This window comes from Noviherbaspirillum galbum (assembly GCF_010974945.1).
GTDB classification, from domain to species: Bacteria; Pseudomonadota; Gammaproteobacteria; order Burkholderiales; family Burkholderiaceae_D; genus Noviherbaspirillum; species Noviherbaspirillum galbum.
The window spans coordinates 39,348-56,078 of sequence record NZ_JAAIVB010000051.1; the positions used below are offsets into that span (position 1 = coordinate 39,348).

Consider the following 16,731-nt stretch of genomic DNA (forward strand, 5'->3'; position numbering starts at 1 on the left):
CATGCAGGCCGCGCTTACTTTGGCGTGTTGCCCTCACCTTTCGATTCGGAGACCTTGGGCGCCGATTGCTCGGCGTTCTTGCATTCGTTGGCGAGCTGCTGGCCCTTCTTCGAGTCGAGCAGCATGCCCTTGGCGGGAATGCCGATCCACACCAGGCCGTCCTTGGGATTCTCGAAGCGGTTGGCGCCGGTGCTGGTGCCCACGCGGGTCAGCTCGTGCATCTGCTTCTTCCAGTGGATCGAGATCTTCTGGTCGTCGTCGGGCGCGTGGTACAGCGTGACCTTGTTGCCGAGCTCGCAGTGGTAATCGACGGCCTGCATGCCGGCCATCTCGGGCGCCTTCTCTTCATGGACATGCGCCTCCTTCTTGTGGACGGGCTTCTTCGCGGCCTTCTTGGCCGGCGCCGCGGCGGGCGCGGTGTCGGCGGCGATGGCTGCGCCGCCGAACAGGCCGGCGGTCAAAAGGATGCATGCGGTCAGGTGTTTCATTGAAATTGTCTCCACTTACTACAGGACTGCGCGCCGGCTGTTTTGGTTTCGTGCCGATCACGCAGAGAGGTCATAAAAAACTCCCCGCAGATTCCGGAAGGGGCATGCCTGCTGCCCGCGCGCGTTGCAGGATCATCCAGTAATAGCGGTAGCTGGCACGATCGTGCAGCTTGCCGTTGTGCTGGATGGGTCCCCATTGCGCGTTCTGCGCTTCCGTCAGGATTGCCGCCGCCTCGTTCACTTCGGAGCTGCGCGGCGACAATGCCTTGAGTATAGGTTTGATCTGGTGCGGATGGATACTCCACATGCGGGTATACCCGAATTCCGCCGAGGCGCGTGTGGCATCCGTGGCGACAACCGCCGTGTCCTTGATCTCGGTGGTGACGTTGTGCGACGGGACCTTGCCGTGCGCATGGCAGGCAGCCGCGATCTCCAGCTTGGCGCGCACCACCAGCGGATGGGTGAACTGGCCCGGCGAACGCATGGCGGTACCGGGCACCGCGCCGTAGTGCGCCGAGACGAAATCCATGATGCCGAAGGACAGGCATTCCACCTGGGGCAGGGCGGCGATGGCATGCGCATCCCGCAGCGCGCCATGGGTCTCGATCAGCACGTGTACCGGCAGGTCGGCCCTGCCGGCCTTCTCGGCATGCTTGTTGACCGCCTTGATGGCTTTCTTGACATCAGCAAGCCCGTCCACCTTGGGAATGACCACGTAGGCGAGCCGCGCGGCGGCCGTGCCGCAGATGATGGCGAGATCCTGTTCGAAGCAGGGATGGGAAACGTCGTGCACGCGCGCGCCGATGCGCTGGAAGCGGTTGTCTTCGCCGTTAACGGTGGCGGCCACCAGCTCGGCATGGGCTTTCTCGTTGCCGGCGGCGGCGCCGTCCTCGCAGTCGAGCGTGATGTCGAAGACGGGACCAAGCTCTTGCTGCAGGGCGATCGACTTCCGCATCAGCTTTTCGGAGCCGGCATAGTGATCGCAGGCCGGGATGGTGACCGGTTTGTATTTGCCCTGGAATAAGACCTCGGATGGATGCATCTGGATAGCGTATCAGAAATTTTCTGCGGAAATGGCAGTGAAAATGCGTCGAGGAGCGGGCGGCGACCAGGCCGTCCGCCAAAAAAGAACGGCGCCTGACGCGCCGTTCTTGTCCGGGGCGGCTTAGCCGACCAGGTGTTTCACGCCGTCGCGCTCTTCCTGCAGTTCCTTGAGCGTGAGGTTGATGCGTTCCTGCGAGAAAGCGTCGACCTGCAGGCCCTGGACGATCTTGTACTCGCCATTCTCGGTCGTGACCGGGAAGCCGAAGACCATGCCTTCCGGAATGCCGTAGGAGCCGTCGGACGGGATGCCCATCGTGGTCCACTTGCCGTTGGTGCCAAGCACCCAGTCGCGCACGTGGTCGATCGCGGCGTTGGCGGCGGAAGCGGCGGAGGACAGGCCGCGTGCTTCGATGATGGCGGCGCCGCGCTTGCCGACGGTGGGCAGGTAGACGTCCTTGGTCCAGGACTCATCGTTCACCAGCGCCTTGGCCGGCTGGCCGTCGATGGTGGCGTGGGTGAAGTCGGCGTACATCGTCGGGGAATGGTTGCCCCAGACGCACAGCTTCTCGATGGCGGTGATGGGCTTGCCGACCTTGGCGGCCAGCTGGGACAGGGCGCGGTTGTGGTCCAGGCGCAGCATCGCGGTGAAGTTCTTGGCCGGCAGGCTGGGGGCCGACTTCATGGCGATGTAGGCATTGGTGTTGGCCGGGTTGCCGACCACCAGCACCTTGGCGTTGCGCGAGGCGACGGCGTCCAGCGCCTTGCCCTGCACCGTGAAGATCTGGGCGTTGGCTTCGAGCAGGTCCTTGCGCTCCATGCCGGGGCCGCGGGGACGGGCGCCGACCAGCAGGGCGACGTCGACGTCCTTGAACGCCGTCATCGGGTCGCTGTGGGCGGTCATGCCGGCCAGCAGCGGGAATGCGCAGTCGTCCAGTTCCATCATCACGCCCTTAAGCGCCTTCTGTGCCTTCTCGTCGGGGATCTCGAGCAGTTGCAGGATGACCGGCTGGTCCTTGCCGAGCATGTCGCCGTTGGCGATGCGGAACAGCAGGGAGTAGCCGATTTGGCCGGCGGCGCCGGTGACAGCGACGCGCATGGGGGCTTTAGCCATAGTGAATCTCCAGAGTGGGAATGAAATGGTGATGGAACCGCATGAAAATTTCAGCAAGCCCGTAATGATACCGTCGAACGCGCCCGCAGTCATGGACACGACCGCCGGCATGGCGGCGCAGGGCCCGCTTCTCCGTTCCGGGAACGAAGGCTTGCGCGCGTGCCCTCTGGCGCCAGTGGCTGGCTCCGTTTCGCGTCCGCGAGCTTGCTTCCCCGAACGATTGCAAACCGCTAAAATGTTGCCCGCGAGTGTAGGCTTTTCGCCAAGCTCCTGTCAATGACTATCATATATCTTATATAAGACATATCACATAGAAGTTTTTTCTAGACGGCAAACGGGGTTTTGTGGTGAAATCGGGTTCTATGAGCTCCGTCCCGACCAATTTGCTGAATAATGGCGCCCCAGCCGGCGCCGCGGGGACGTCTTCCCCAGGAACGTCGCCGACGTTCAGCCCCCTCTACCAGCAGATCAAGGCGCTCATCACGCAAAGCCTGCAGTCCGGCGAATGGAAGCCCGGCGAACTGATTCCCAGCGAGGTCGAGCTCGCGAACCGGTTCAAGGTCAGCCAGGGGACGGTCAGAAAAGCCATCGATGAACTCGCGGCGGAGAACCTGGTTGTCCGCCGGCAAGGGAAGGGCACCTTTGTAGCGACGCACCATGAGGCGCGCGCCCAGTTCCGTTTCCTTCGCCTGATGCCCGATGCAGGCGATCCGCATTCCGCCGATAATAAGATCCTCGATGTCAAGCGCCTGCGCGCGCCCGCTGAAGTCGCGCGGCAGCTCGACATGAAATCGGGCGACTCGGTGATCTTCATCAAGCGCGTCCAGTCCTTCGACGGCGCGCCCACCATCGTCGAGGAGCTTTGGCTCCCGGGCCTGATCTTCAAGGGCCTGACGGCAGAAAGACTGATCGAGTACAAGGGGCCGATGTACGGCCTGTTCGAGACCGAATTCGGCACGCGCATGATCCGCGCGACCGAAAGGATCCGCGCCGTCGCCGCCGATGCGGCCACCGCGGAACTGCTCGGCGTGCCCGCAGGCGCCCCCTTGCTCAGCGTGGAACGGGTGTCGTTCACGTATGGCGACAAGCCGGTGGAAGTCCGCCGCGGCCTGTACCTGACCGACAGCCACCATTACCAGAACGAACTCAGCTAGTCCTGGCAGGGCCATCCGGCGCCACGGCACCGGGGTAGGGCGGAATGGCAGCGCGGAGCGCGCCTCGTCCGGGTCCGCGCGCGGCGCTGGCGGGCGAAGTCCGGCGGAGAAATCCGCCGACTTTCCGGGCAACATGAAATATGAAGTTGGTGTGCTGCACAAAAATCAGCGAAAATGACAGGATTACTACGCTCTGGGAGTTCAAACTATGTCTGAAGCCGTAAAGAAGCCACGACGGCAATTCAATGTGATGACGTTTTCGCAGGTGGGCAACTACCGCCTGCCGCTGCCGGCCTACGTCTCCATCCTGCATCGCGTCAGCGGCGCGGCCATGTTCTTCCTGCTGCCCTTCACCCTCTACCTGCTCGACAAGAGCCTCACCTCCGAGATCTCCTTCGACGCCCTGCGCGGCTTCACCGCCAACTGGTTCGTCAAGCTCGTCATCCTCGGCCTGGTCTGGTCCTACCTGCACCACTTCTGCGCCGGCGTGCGCCACCTCTTCCTCGACATGCACATGGGCATGGACAAGGTCTCCGGCAAGCAGACCTCCGCCGCCGTGTTCGCCGTCAGCCTGCCGCTGACCCTGCTGGTGGCCCTCAAACTGTTCGGAGTCTTCTGATGGAACACGGTATCGCCAAGGACATCGCCGGCAACAACATCGGCCCCAAGCGCCTCGTCGTCGGCGCCCATTACGGCGTGCGCGACTGGCTCGCCCAGCGCGCAACTGCCATCGTCATGGCCCTGTACACCGTGCTGCTGCTGGTGTCCTATCTCACCAGCGACGGCAGCGCCGGCTTCTACAACGCCTGGGCCACCATCTTCGCCCGCCAGTGGTTCAAGATCGCCACCTTCGTCACCTTCCTGGGCCTGCTCTACCACGCCTGGGTCGGCATGCGCGACATCTGGATGGACTACGTCACCAAGTCCGTCGCCCTGCGCCTGGCATTTCACCTGGCCACCATCGCGTGGCTCATCGGCTGCGCCGGCTGGGCCGCGCAGATCATCTGGAGACCGTAAATCGTGGCAGCCATCAAGCAATCCCTTCCCGTTCGCCGTTTTGACGCCGTCATCGTCGGCGCCGGCGGTTCCGGCATGCGCGCGTCGCTGCAGCTGGCCGAGGCCGGCCTGAACGTGGCCGTGCTTTCCAAGGTCTTTCCCACCCGTTCGCACACCGTGGCCGCGCAGGGCGGCATCGGCGCCTCGCTGGGCAACATGACCGAGGACAACTGGTACTGGCACATGTTCGACACCGTCAAGGGCTCGGACTACCTGGGCGACCAGGACGCCATCGAGTTCATGTGCCGCGAAGCGCCCAAGGTCGTCTACGAGCTCGAGCACTTCGGCATGCCGTTCGACCGCAATCCCGACGGCACCATCTACCAGCGCCCGTTCGGCGGCCATACCGCCAACTTCGGCGAGAAGCCGGTGCAGCGCGCCTGCGCCGCGGCCGACCGCACCGGCCATGCGCTGCTGCACACGCTGTACCAGCGCAACGTGCGCGCCAAGACCCACTTCTTCGTCGAGTGGATGGCGATCGACCTCATCCGCGACGTCGACGGCGACGTGCTGGGCGTGGTGGCGCTGGAGATGGAAACCGGCGACGTGATGATCCTCGAAGCCAAGACCACGCTGTTCGCCACCGGCGGCGCGGGCCGCATCTTCGCCGCCTCGACCAACGCCTTCATCAACACCGGCGACGGCATGGGCATGGCCGCGCGCGCGGGCCTGCCGCTGGAAGACATGGAGTTCTGGCAGTTCCACCCCACCGGCGTGTCCGGTGCGGGCGTGCTCATCACCGAGGGCGTGCGCGGCGAGGGCGGCATCCTGATCAACGCCAACGGCGAGCGCTTCATGGAGCGCTATGCGCCCACGCTGAAGGACCTGGCGCCGCGCGACTTCGTGTCGCGCTCGATGGACCAGGAGATCAAGGAAGGCCGCGGCTGCGGTCCGAACAAGGACCACGTGCTGCTGGACCTGCGCCACATCGGCGCCGACACCATCAAGAAGCGCCTGCCGTCGATTCTCGAGATCGGCCACAAGTTCGCCAACGTCGACGCCACCAAGGAACCGATTCCCGTCGTGCCGACGATTCACTACCAGATGGGCGGCATTCCGACCAACATCAACGGCCAGGTGGTCGCGCCGAAGAACGGCAACCCCAACGAGGTCGTCAACGGCATGTACGCCATCGGCGAATGCGCCTGCGTATCGGTGCACGGTGCCAACCGCCTGGGCACGAACTCGCTGCTGGACCTGGTGGTGTTCGGCCGCGCTGCCGGCAACCACATCGTGGCCTCGAACCTGAAGCAGAAGCTGCACAAGCCGCTGCCGGCGGGCGCGGCGGACATGGCGATGGAGCGCCTGGCGCGGCTGGAGACGAGCACCGGCTCCGAGCGGGTGCAGGACGTGGCCAACGCGATCCGCAGCACGATGCAGCAGTACTGCGGCGTGTTCCGCACCGACGAGCTGCTGCAGACCGGCGTGCAGAAGATCCTCGAGCTGGATGAGCGGCGCAAGCATGTGTCGTTCAAGGACAAGTCCAAGGTGTTCAACACGGCGCGGGTGGAAGCGCTGGAGCTGGACAACCTGATCGAGACGGCCAAGGCGACCATCATCTCGGCGGCGGCACGCAAGGAATCGCGTGGCGCGCATGCGCACCGGGATTACGAGAAGCGCGACGACGAGAACTGGATGAAGCATTCGCTGTTCTACTCGGAAGGCAACCGCCTGGACTACAAGCCGGTCAACACCAAGCCGTTGACGGTGGAGACGTTCAAGCCCAAGGCGCGTACGTTCTAAGGCGCGTTCCAAGACAGCAGACAAGCAAAGCAAAGGTAAAAGAGCATGGCTCGCACCCTCAAATTTCAGATCTACCGGTATGACCCGGACAAGGACGCCAAGCCGTACATGCAGGACCTGACGGTGACGCTGCAGGACACGGACAAGATGCTGCTGGACGCATTGCAGCGCATCAAGGCCGACGTGGACGATTCGCTGGCGCTGCGGCGCTCGTGCCGTGAAGGCGTGTGCGGTTCGGACGCGATGAACATCAACGGCAAGAACGGGCTGGCGTGCACGACCAACCTCAACGAACTGACCGAGCCGATCGTGCTGCGGCCGCTGCCGGGGCTGCCGGTGATCCGCGACCTGATCGTGGACATGACGCAGTTCTTCAAGCAGTACCACTCGATCAAGCCGTACCTGATCAACGAGACGATCCCGCCGGAGAAGGAGCGGCTGCAGTCGCCGGAAGAGCGCGAAGAGCTCGACGGGCTGTACGAGTGCATCCTGTGCGCGTGCTGCTCGACGTCCTGCCCGTCGTTCTGGTGGAACCCGGACAAGTTCGTGGGACCGGCCGGCTTGCTGCAGGCGTACCGGTTCATTGCCGACAGCCGCGACCAGGCTACCGGCGAGCGGCTGGACAACCTGGAAGACCCGTACCGGCTGTTCCGCTGCCACACGATCATGAACTGCGTGGACGTGTGCCCGAAGGGACTGAACCCGGCGCGCGCCATCGGCAAGATCAAGGAACTGATGGTCCGCCGCGCGGTATAAGGAAAGGCGGCAAGGCTCGCCTTGCCGCCCCGGAATCTTCTTCCATCGTCCGCCATGGCGGAAACGACGGATTGTATTGCCCTAGAGAGACACTCCAGCCATGTCCATCACGCACCAAGCCGATCCTGCCAAGCGCGCGCGCCTGCGCTGGCGCGCCCGCCGGGGATTGCTCGAGAACGATCTCCTCATCACGCGCTTCCTCGATGCGCACGAGGAAGCCCTGAGCGACGACGAGGTAGATGCCTTCTCGCGCCTGATGGATCTCTCGGACAATGACCTGATGGATCTGCTGCTGGCCCGCAAGGAACCGGACGGCGAACTGGACCTGCCGCAGGTCCACGCCTTGCTGGCGCGCATGCGGGCCGCCTAGCCAACGAATCAAGACGGTATTGCTTTACTTTTCTTTCACCAATAGAAGCACCTCCTGACACTGAGGAAGAGCCATGACCAACTCCGAAACCAAAGCAACCCTGTCGTTCTCCGACGGCTCCTCGCCGCTGGAATTCCCGATCTACAAGGGCACGATCGGCCCGGATGTCATCGACATCCGCAAGCTCTATGGCGCGACGAACAAGTTCACCTACGACCCGGGCTTCATGTCGACGGCGGCTTGCAACTCGACGATCACCTACATCGACGGCGACAAGGGCGAGCTGCTGTACCGTGGCTATCCCATCGAGCAGCTCGCGGTGAACTGCGACTTCCTCGAGACCTGCTACCTGCTGCTGAACGGCGAACTGCCGAACGCCCAGCAAAAGAAGACCTTCGTCGACACCGTCACCAACCACACCATGGTGCACGAGCAGATGCAATTCTTCTTCCGCGGCTTCCGTCGCGACGCGCACCCGATGTCGGTGCTCGTCGGCACGGTCGGCGCGCTGTCCTCGTTCTACCATGACTCGCTGGACATCAACGATCCGCATCACCGCGAAGTCTCGGCCATCCGCCTGATCGCCAAGCTGCCGACGCTGGTCGCCATGTCCTACAAGTACTCGATTGGCCAGCCCTTCATCTATCCGCGCAACGACCTGTCCTACAGCGCCAACTTCATGCGCATGATGTTCTCGACGCCTTGCGCCGAGTACGAAGTCAACGACGTGCTGGTGCGCGCGCTCGACCGCATCCTGATCCTGCACGCCGACCACGAGCAGAACGCCTCCACCTCCACGGTGCGTCTGGCAGGCTCCTCCGGCGCGAATCCGTTCGCGTGTATCGCGGCCGGCATCGCCTGCCTCTGGGGCCCGGCGCATGGCGGCGCGAACGAAGCCGCGCTCAACATGCTGGAAGACATCCAGAAGCAGGGCGGCGTCGAGCGCATCGGCGAATTCATCGCCAAGGTCAAGGATAAGAACTCCAACGTCAAGCTGATGGGCTTCGGTCACCGCGTCTACAAGAACTACGACCCGCGCGCAAAGCTCATGCGTGAAACCTGCCACGAAGTGCTCACCGAACTCGGCCTGCACGACGACCCGCTGTTCAAGCTTGCCATGGCCCTGGAAAAGATCGCCCTGGAAGACGACTACTTCGTCCAGCGCAAGCTCTACCCGAACGTCGACTTCTACTCCGGCATCGTCCAGCGCGCGCTCGGCATCCCGGTCTCGCTGTTCACCGGTATCTTCGCGATGGCCCGTACCGTCGGCTGGATCGCCCAGTGGAACGAGATGATCTCCGATCCCGAGCAGAAGATCGGCCGTCCCCGCCAGTTGTACGTCGGCGCCGCCAAGCGCGACGTGCCGTCGATGGACAAGCGCAAGTAATCATCGCGGCCGCCCCGGCGGCTGCATGGCATTCGAAGACGGGCCTGCGGGCCCGTTTTTTTTCGCCTCATCCTTCCCCGTTCCCATTCCATTCCCGATCACGGCGACCAGACGACAGCCCGCCCGCTGTTAAAACGAAGATTCAACAAGCGCGCAAAACCGCCTATCAAAATCATCGTACCGGCTGCGGAAGGTCCGCGCATGGTGACACTTCACCGCCCCGCTTTCAAGCACGGAGCGACGACATTTGAGACGACTCAATCGCACGTCGAGTGTGCTTGAAAAGCAAACGGCGCTCGCCAACACTGCGTTGGCGCTGGCACCGCCCCGACCGGATCATCAGGCAATGCCAGCGTCACCTGCGCAATGATCAAATGTCGCCTGTTCCTGACTGACGGTTTTTGATCTGCGCGCCATACCAACAACATCGTCATGCGCAACCGCGTCACGCGCCGCGATCGAACGCTGGCCATTGGCTATCGGCTATCGGTCCGACCGCGGCAGTGGGGCAGGGGCCATGCGAACGACTACCTGGAAGGAATCCGACGTGAATGAAACCATGCAAAACTATTCGGGCATTTCCGCAAACATGCTGGGCGCGGGAGCCGGATCGCAGTTCGCACCGCAAGGATTTTTCGGCAGCCTGATCGGCGCGCCGCTTGGCGGATTGGCTGGGCGCGGCATCGGCAGCCTCTTCGGCAATGCGAACCTCGGTTCGCAGATCGGCAATGTCGCCGGCGGCATCGGCGGCGCCTTCCTGCCCTTCAGCGTCGACCCCACTGCCCTGGCGTATGCCCAGCAGCAGTTGTCGCCGCAGGGCTGGTTCGGCAACCTGCTCGGCCAGGTCGGGCAACCACTGGGCGGCGCAATCGGCGGCTTGTTCGGCAATGCAGGCCTCGGCTCGCAGATCGGTAACATCGCCGGCCAGATCGGCCGCAGCGTCCTGCCATTCAACGTTGACCCGGTGAGCATGGCGTATGCGCAGCAGCAGCTTGCGCCGCAAGGATGGTTTGGCAACCTTCTCGGACAAGTCGGTCAACCGCTGGGCGGCGCGATCGGCGGCCTGTTCGGCAATGCCAATCTCGGTTCCCAGATCGGCAACGTCGCCGGCCAGCTCGGCCGCGGCTTCCTGCCCTTCAACGTCGACCCGGTAAGCATGGCCTACGTCCAGCAGCAGCTTGCGCCGCAAGGATGGTTCGGCAATCTGCTAGGACAGGTCGGTCAACCCTTGGGCGGCGCGATCGGCGGCCTGTTCGGCAATGCCAATCTCGGTTCCCAGATCGGCAACGTCGCCGGCCAGCTCGGCCGCAGCTTCCTGCCCTTCAACGTCGACCCGGTAAGCATGGCCTACGCCCAGCAGCAGCTTGCGCCGCAAGGATGGTTCGGCAACCTGCTGGGACAAGTCGGGCAGCCGCTCGGCAGCGCGATCGGCGGGCTCTTCGGCAACGCCAACCTCGGTTCGCAGATCGGCAGCGTCGCTGGCCAGATCGGCCGCAGCATCCTGCCCTTCAATGCGGACCCGATGGCCGCCGCCTTCGCCCAGCAGCAGGCGCTGCAGCAGATGCAGCAGGCGCAGCAAGCCCAGCAGGCGCAGCAGGCCGGCATGTACCCTGGCTACCAGAATGCCTATGCCTCCGCGCAGGGCGCGAATGCCGGCAGCCAGATGGTGCATTGAAGGCATGAGCGCACCGGCGATGCGTTGAAACACGAACGGCGCGCCAGGCGCCGGTAATCAGGGAGGAAAGTGCCACGCGCCCTCCGCCAGGGTGCGCGGCACGTCACGGAGGGCAGCATCATGACCACGGCAGAATCCATTACAGGAAGCGGCCGCTACATCATTCGCTCGGATGACGTCCAGCGGCTCAACCAGGTCGCCCAGGCGGCGGCCATCGACCCGAGCATGTCCCTGGTCGACGCAATCGGCCCGGCCGGGCAGCCTCACACACTCGTGATCGACATGCCGCATGAAACCGCGGCGTCCCTGGTCCGGCAGTTCCGCGACGCGCAACCCCGGGTCATCATCGAGCCGGATCGACCCCTGTCCCTGTTCGACGGGATGCAGGGCGAAACCGGCTGAGAGGAAATTCCAATGGCAAAACCAACTGAACAAGGCAACAATCCGCAAGACGCGCAAACATCGAATGGCGATGGCGCGACGCCGCCTGGCGCCAAGCCGGGCGCGCGTCCTGCCGGCGCCGCATCCGTTCCATCCACCGATGCGCCTGCGGGCCGCAAGGTGGGTCAGCGCAAGTCGCAGTACCTCGTCGCGGCCCGGCAGAATCCGGCGCTGCAGATGATGGGCCTGCAGCCTCTCTCCTTTGATGTCATCGAACAGGCGCTGCGCGGCTCGCCGGACATCGAGGTGATCGACACGGTCGGGCCGAAGAACGTGGTCGGCGCCCTGGCCGACGGACTCGGGGGCAACACCTCGGTGCTGGTGGCGAGGATGACCGACCAGAAGGCCTTCATGCTGCACCAGCAGGCGCAGGGCAGGCTGGTGGTGGAACGCGACCAGCCGCTGGCGATCCTCGACCCCGCGTTCCAGCCGCCCCTGGTGTCGGGCGCCACGTCGATGTCGGGTCCGGTGCTCAATGCCGCCATCGTCGTGCTCGGCCGGGACAACGCCCCGCTCAAGGGCGCCGAGGTCTACCTCTTCGGCAGCATGCTGCCAGCCACGGCGGTGACGGACGAACGCGGACAGGCCACGCTGACGCTCTACGGCGAAACGGTGCAATCGCTGCGCGGCCTGTACGTCAAGCCGAAGAGCGACTACTGGAGCTTCTACCAGCAGAATCCGGACATCAGCATCGACGAACCGAACGTGGTCGGCCTGCGTCCGCTGTCCGACTGGCCTTCGCTCGCCAGCTTCCCGCGCCAGCAGGCGTACGGCTGGGGACAGCGCGCCATGCGGCTTGACCAGCTTCCCGGGCAATATCGCGGCCAGGGCGTGAAGGTGGCGATCATCGACTCCGGCGCGGCCGCGCTGACCCATGACGACCTGAAGCAGATCCGCGCCGGCTTCGACATCGTCGACAAGAAAACCAACCCGGACGGCTGGACGACCGACATCATCGCCCATGGCTCGCATTGCGCCGGCATCATCTGCGGCGCGGACAATGCGCTCGGGGTGCGGGGCTTCGCGCCGGATGCAGAGGTGCATGCTTGCAAGCTCTTCCCCGGCGGGCAGACCAGCCAGCTGATCGATGCGCTGGAGTACTGCATCGAGAAGCAGATCGACGTGGTCAACCTCAGCCTCGGCGGCGCGGAGCCGTCCGAAGCGCTGGAGCAGCAGATCCTGCGCTGCAAGCGGGCGGGCATCGCCTGCATCGTCGCGGCGGGCAACTCCGGCGGACCGGTGCAGTATCCGGCGTCGTCGCCCAACGTGCTCGCGGTGTCGGCGATCGGCAGGCTGAACGAGTTTCCGTCGGACAGCTATCACTCCCAGACGGTCACGTCCTATGTTGACGCGGACGGGTACTTCGCCGCCCGGTTCAGCTGCTTCGGGCCGGAGGTGGCGGTGTGCGCTCCGGGCGTCGCCATCACCTCCTCGGTCCCGGACAACAACTATGCGGAGTGGGACGGCACCTCGATGGCGGCGCCGCACGTCACCGGGCTCGCGGCCCTTGTAATGGCGCATCATCCCGACTTCCAGGGCGCCTACAAGAACCGCGGACCGGAACGCGTCGAGCGGCTGTTCCAGCTCATCAAGATGAGTTGCAGGCCCTTGACGCTCGGCGATGCGCGGCGCACCGGCTACGGCCTGCCTGACGTCCTGGCCGCGGTGGGCCTGCAGGCGCAGGCCGGCGCGGTGGCCAATGCGGCGAGCGGCTTCAAGACCGCGCACGCGGTGCCGATGATGGAGCTGTCCCTGGCGCCGCAAGCCTGGTTCGGCGCGCTGGCGGGGCAGGGGACGATGGCCCGCGGCATGCTGGGCGGGCTGGACCCGGCCTATGTGCTCTACATGCAGTCCGTCATGGCCCGGCCGCAGTTCTATGGCATGACCTGACCGTCCTTCCCGCAGCGGTTGGAACCGGGAGCCGTCGTCCGCGCAGCGGCCGGTGGCTCCCGGAAATAGGCACTCGCCGGCCGCTTTCCCGAGCGCGCACAAAAGTTTCTTCCGGGATGCCCCTGATAGGAAAATGGATTCCGGTTGTGCTATGCTACGGCTTCCAAATTCTGGTACCGCCTTCGAGCCTGTCTGAAAACCCGCTGCATTCCTGCGCAGCGACGCGACATCGGTTTTCAACCAGGTTCCCAGGTCACGCAGCCCTTCCCCCCACAACTTGATGTGCAATCCGCTAACCGGTCAGGCCGTGTCGCGGAAGGTTAGATTAACCCGCTAATCTCGCGAAACGCGAAGAAAGGTGAGCAAGATGATGCAGCAGTACTTCTCCAATTCGTATCTGTTTGGAGGCAACGCACCGTACGTCGAAGAACTGTACGAGGCTTACCTCAACAATCCCGGTTCCGTTCCCGAAAACTGGCGCGCCTACTTCGACGCGATGCAGCACGTTCCCGCCGTCGACGGTTCCAGCAAGCCAGACGTCGCACACGCTCCCGTCATCGCCTCGTTCGCGGAGCGCGCCAAGCAGGGCCCCATCCGCACCGTCACCGCTTCCGCCGACGTCGAGATGGGACGAAAGCGCGTCGCCGTCACGCAGCTCATCGCCGCTTACCGCTTCCTGGGCAACCGCTGGGCCAACCTCGACCCGCTGCAGCGCCAGGAACGTCCCGCCATCCCCGAGCTCGAGCCGAACTTCTACGGCTTCGCGGATGCCGACATGGACACCCAGTTCAACATCAGCAATACCTACTTCGGCCAGGAAACCGCCTCGCTGCGCGACATCATCCAGTCGCTGCGCGACACCTACTGCCGTTCCATCGGCGCCGAATTCATGTACATCAGCGATCCCGCCCAGAAGCGCTGGATCCAGGAGCGCCTCGAGTCCGTGCGCGCCACGCCGAACTTCTCGGCCGACATGAAGAAGCACATCCTCGATCGCCTCACCGCGGCCGAAGGCCTCGAACGCTACCTGCATACCCGCTACGTCGGCCAGAAGCGCTTCTCGCTCGAAGGCGGCGAAAGCTTCATCGCCTCGCTCGACGAAGCCATCCAGCGCGCTGGCGCCAAGGGCGTGCAGGAAATCGTGATCGGCATGGCCCACCGCGGCCGCCTCAATGTGCTGGTCAACACCCTCGGCAAGATGCCGCAGGACCTGTTCGCCGAATTCGAAGGCAAGCATGCCGACGACCTGCCGGCGGGCGACGTGAAATACCACCAGGGCTTCTCCTCCGACCTGTCCACCGCGGGTGGCCCGGTCCACCTGTCGCTGGCCTTCAACCCGTCCCACCTCGAGATCGTCAACCCGGTCGTCGAAGGCTCGGTCAAGGCGCGCATGGAGCGTCGCGGCGACAAGGACGGATCCCAGGTCATGCCCATCCTCGTGCACGGCGACGCCGCGTTCGCCGGCCAGGGCGTGGTCATGGAAACCCTCAACCTCGCGCAGACCCGCGGCTACGGCACGGGCGGCACGCTGCACATCGTCATCAACAACCAGATTGGTTTCACCACCTCCGATCCGCGCGACTCGCGTTCCACGCTGTACTGCTCCGACGTGGTCAAGATGATCGAAGCCCCGGTCTTCCACGTCAACGGCGACGATCCCGAAGCCGTCGTGTTCGCGACCCAGCTCGCGCTCGACTTCCGCCTCGAATTCAAGCAGGACGTGGTGGTCGACATCGTCTGCTTCCGCAAGCTCGGCCACAACGAGCAGGACACGCCGGCGCTGACCCAGCCGCTGATGTACAAGAAGATCGGCAAGCACCCCGGCACGCGCAAGCTCTACGCCGACAAGCTGGCCGCCCAGAATACCATCGGCGGCGAAGACGCCGACACCATGGTCAAGGCCTACCGCGACGCGATGGACGCGGGCAAGCACACGGTCGATCCGGTGCTGTCCAACTTCAAGAGCAAGTACGCGGTTGACTGGATGCCCTTCCTCAACCGCAAGTGGACCGACGCTGCCGACACGGCGGTGCCGCTGGCCGAGCTCAAGCGCCTGGCCGAGCGCATCACCAACGTCCCGGAAAACTTCAAGCCGCACCCGCTCGTCGAGAAGGTCCTCGCCGACCGCGCCACCATGGGCCGCGGCGAGTTGAACCTCGACTGGGGCATGGGCGAGCATCTCGCCTACGCCTCGCTGGTCGCGTCCGGCTATGCCGTGCGCCTGACCGGCCAGGACGCCGGCCGCGGTACCTTCGTGCACCGCCACGCCGTGCTGCACGACCAGAACCGCGAGCGCTGGGACGCAGGCACCTACATTCCGCTGCAGAACGTCTCCGAAGGCCAGTCGCCGTTCAACGTCATCGACTCCGTGCTGTCGGAAGAAGCGGTGCTCGGCTTCGAGTACGGCTACTCCACCGCCGAGCCGAACACCCTCACCATCTGGGAAGCCCAGTTCGGCGACTTCGCCAACGGCGCCCAGGTCGTGATCGACCAGTTCATCAGCTCCGGCGAAGTGAAGTGGGGCCGCGCTTCCGGCCTGGTCATGATGCTGCCGCACGGCTACGAAGGCCAGGGCCCGGAGCACTCCTCCGCCCGTCTCGAGCGCTACCTGCAGCTCTGCGCCGACAACAACATGCAGGTGGTGCAGCCGACCACGGCCGCCCAGATCTTCCACCTGCTGCGCCGCCAGATGATCCGCCTGTTCCGCAAGCCGCTGGTCATCATGACGCCGAAGTCGCTGCTGCGTAACAAGGACGCCGGCTCGCCGCTGTCCGAACTGGCCAAGGGTTCCTTCCAGACCGTGATCGGCGAAGTGGACGAGAAGATCGATCCGAAGAAGGTCAAGCGCGTGGTCGCCTGCTCCGGCAAGGTCTACTACGAACTCGTGAATGCCCGCAAGGAACGCGCCGCCACCGACGTCGCCATCGTGCGCATCGAGCAGCTCTATCCCTTCCCGCACAAGGCCTTCGCGGCCGAGCTCAAGAAGTTCCCCAACTTCAACGAGCTGGTGTGGGCGCAGGACGAGCCGCAGAACCAGGGCGCTTGGTTCCAGATCCAGCACAACATCTTCGAGAATCTCGAAGACGGCCAGAAACTCGCCTACGCGGGTCGTCCGGCCAGCGCATCGCCTGCCGTGGGTTACTACGACAAGCACTACGCACAGCAGAAGGCGCTGATCGACACCGCATTCTCGAAGCTCAAGGGCTTCATCCTCACGAAATAACGACCCGGCGGCGCGCTAGAAGCTGGCGCGCCGCCCGAACAACCCGAAACGGAGAGTTACATGGCAATTGTTGAAGTCAAAGTCCCCCAGCTGTCGGAATCCGTCGCCGAAGCGACCCTGCTGCAGTGGCACAAGAAGGCGGGCGAAGCCGTCGCCCGCGATGAAAACCTGATCGACATCGAGACCGACAAGGTCGTGCTCGAACTGCCCGCGCCGGATTCCGGCGTGATCGTCGAAGTGATCAAGGCCGACGGCAGCACCGTCGTGTCCGGCGAAGTCATCGCCAGGATCGACACCGAAGCCAAGGCCGGCACCGCCGCAGCGCCCGCGGCCGCACCCGCGCCCGCTGCTGCCCCGGCCGCCGATCCGGTCGCCGCCGCCATCGGCCAGCTC

The 16,731-nt window shown here is 64.5% G+C and carries 15 protein-coding genes; 12 read left to right on the plus strand and 3 right to left on the minus strand.

The genetic code is table 11. The features are described from left to right. Window positions 1-14 precede the first annotated feature (14 nt). The 3 genes from G3574_RS15510 to G3574_RS15520 form a co-directional block, all read right to left on the minus strand. On the minus strand, window positions 15-488 hold the full coding sequence (locus G3574_RS15510; RefSeq protein WP_163964852.1) for a hypothetical protein: 474 nt from the start codon (window positions 486-488) through the stop codon (window positions 15-17). A gap of 70 nt (window positions 489-558) precedes the next feature. Further along, window positions 559-1,530: an HpcH/HpaI aldolase/citrate lyase family protein gene (locus G3574_RS15515; protein ID WP_163964853.1), complete on the minus strand. Its 972-nt coding sequence runs from the start codon at window positions 1,528-1,530 to the stop codon at window positions 559-561. Window positions 1,531-1,653: 123 nt separating this feature from the next. Beyond that, window positions 1,654-2,643: a malate dehydrogenase gene (locus tag G3574_RS15520; RefSeq protein WP_163964856.1), complete on the minus strand. Its 990-nt coding sequence runs from the start codon at window positions 2,641-2,643 to the stop codon at window positions 1,654-1,656. 362 nt (window positions 2,644-3,005) lie between these two features. Between G3574_RS15520 and G3574_RS15525 the strand changes: the two genes are divergently transcribed. From G3574_RS15525 to G3574_RS15580, 12 genes are all read left to right on the plus strand, one after another. Further along, window positions 3,006-3,797: a GntR family transcriptional regulator gene (locus G3574_RS15525; RefSeq protein WP_163964857.1), complete on the plus strand. Its 792-nt coding sequence runs from the start codon at window positions 3,006-3,008 to the stop codon at window positions 3,795-3,797. 208 nt (window positions 3,798-4,005) lie between these two features. After that, a complete protein-coding gene (gene sdhC, locus G3574_RS15530; RefSeq protein WP_163964859.1) occupies window positions 4,006-4,416 on the plus strand; it encodes a succinate dehydrogenase, cytochrome b556 subunit in 411 nt (136 codons plus the stop codon). Between the two features lie 23 nt (window positions 4,417-4,439). Then, complete coding sequence (sdhD, locus tag G3574_RS15535) at window positions 4,440-4,814, plus strand: succinate dehydrogenase, hydrophobic membrane anchor protein (protein WP_163964887.1); 375 nt, start codon at window positions 4,440-4,442, stop codon at window positions 4,812-4,814. A gap of 3 nt (window positions 4,815-4,817) precedes the next feature. Further along, complete coding sequence (sdhA, locus tag G3574_RS15540) at window positions 4,818-6,596, plus strand: succinate dehydrogenase flavoprotein subunit (protein ID WP_163964862.1); 1,779 nt, start codon at window positions 4,818-4,820, stop codon at window positions 6,594-6,596. A gap of 45 nt (window positions 6,597-6,641) precedes the next feature. After that, window positions 6,642-7,352 (plus strand): succinate dehydrogenase iron-sulfur subunit, encoded by a 711-nt coding sequence (locus G3574_RS15545; protein ID WP_163964865.1) that lies wholly within the window; start codon window positions 6,642-6,644, stop codon window positions 7,350-7,352. A gap of 100 nt (window positions 7,353-7,452) precedes the next feature. Further along, window positions 7,453-7,722, plus strand: coding sequence for an FAD assembly factor SdhE (locus G3574_RS15550; protein WP_163964868.1), 270 nt, complete (start codon window positions 7,453-7,455; stop codon window positions 7,720-7,722). 73 nt (window positions 7,723-7,795) lie between these two features. Then, the gene (gene gltA / locus G3574_RS15555) at window positions 7,796-9,109 is read left to right on the plus strand and encodes a citrate synthase (RefSeq protein WP_163964871.1); all 1,314 of its coding nucleotides are present in this window, start codon (window positions 7,796-7,798) and stop codon (window positions 9,107-9,109) included. A 517-nt stretch (window positions 9,110-9,626) separates the two neighbouring features. Beyond that, window positions 9,627-10,784 carry a hypothetical protein gene (locus G3574_RS15560; RefSeq protein WP_205609805.1) on the plus strand — a complete coding sequence of 386 codons (1,158 nt, stop codon included), beginning with the start codon at window positions 9,627-9,629 and terminating at the stop codon, window positions 10,782-10,784. Window positions 10,785-10,904: 120 nt separating this feature from the next. Further along, entirely contained in the window at window positions 10,905-11,186 is a 282-nt protein-coding gene (locus G3574_RS15565) for a hypothetical protein (RefSeq protein WP_163964874.1), read from the plus strand. A gap of 12 nt (window positions 11,187-11,198) precedes the next feature. Then, a complete protein-coding gene (locus G3574_RS15570) occupies window positions 11,199-13,115 on the plus strand; it encodes a S8 family serine peptidase (RefSeq protein ID WP_163964877.1) in 1,917 nt (638 codons plus the stop codon). Window positions 13,116-13,482: 367 nt separating this feature from the next. Beyond that, on the plus strand, window positions 13,483-16,338 hold the full coding sequence (locus G3574_RS15575) for a 2-oxoglutarate dehydrogenase E1 component (RefSeq protein WP_163964880.1): 2,856 nt from the start codon (window positions 13,483-13,485) through the stop codon (window positions 16,336-16,338). Between the two features lie 60 nt (window positions 16,339-16,398). Next, a partial coding sequence (locus G3574_RS15580; protein ID WP_328804793.1) for a biotin/lipoyl-containing protein occupies window positions 16,399-16,731 on the plus strand: 333 nt, incomplete at its 3' end.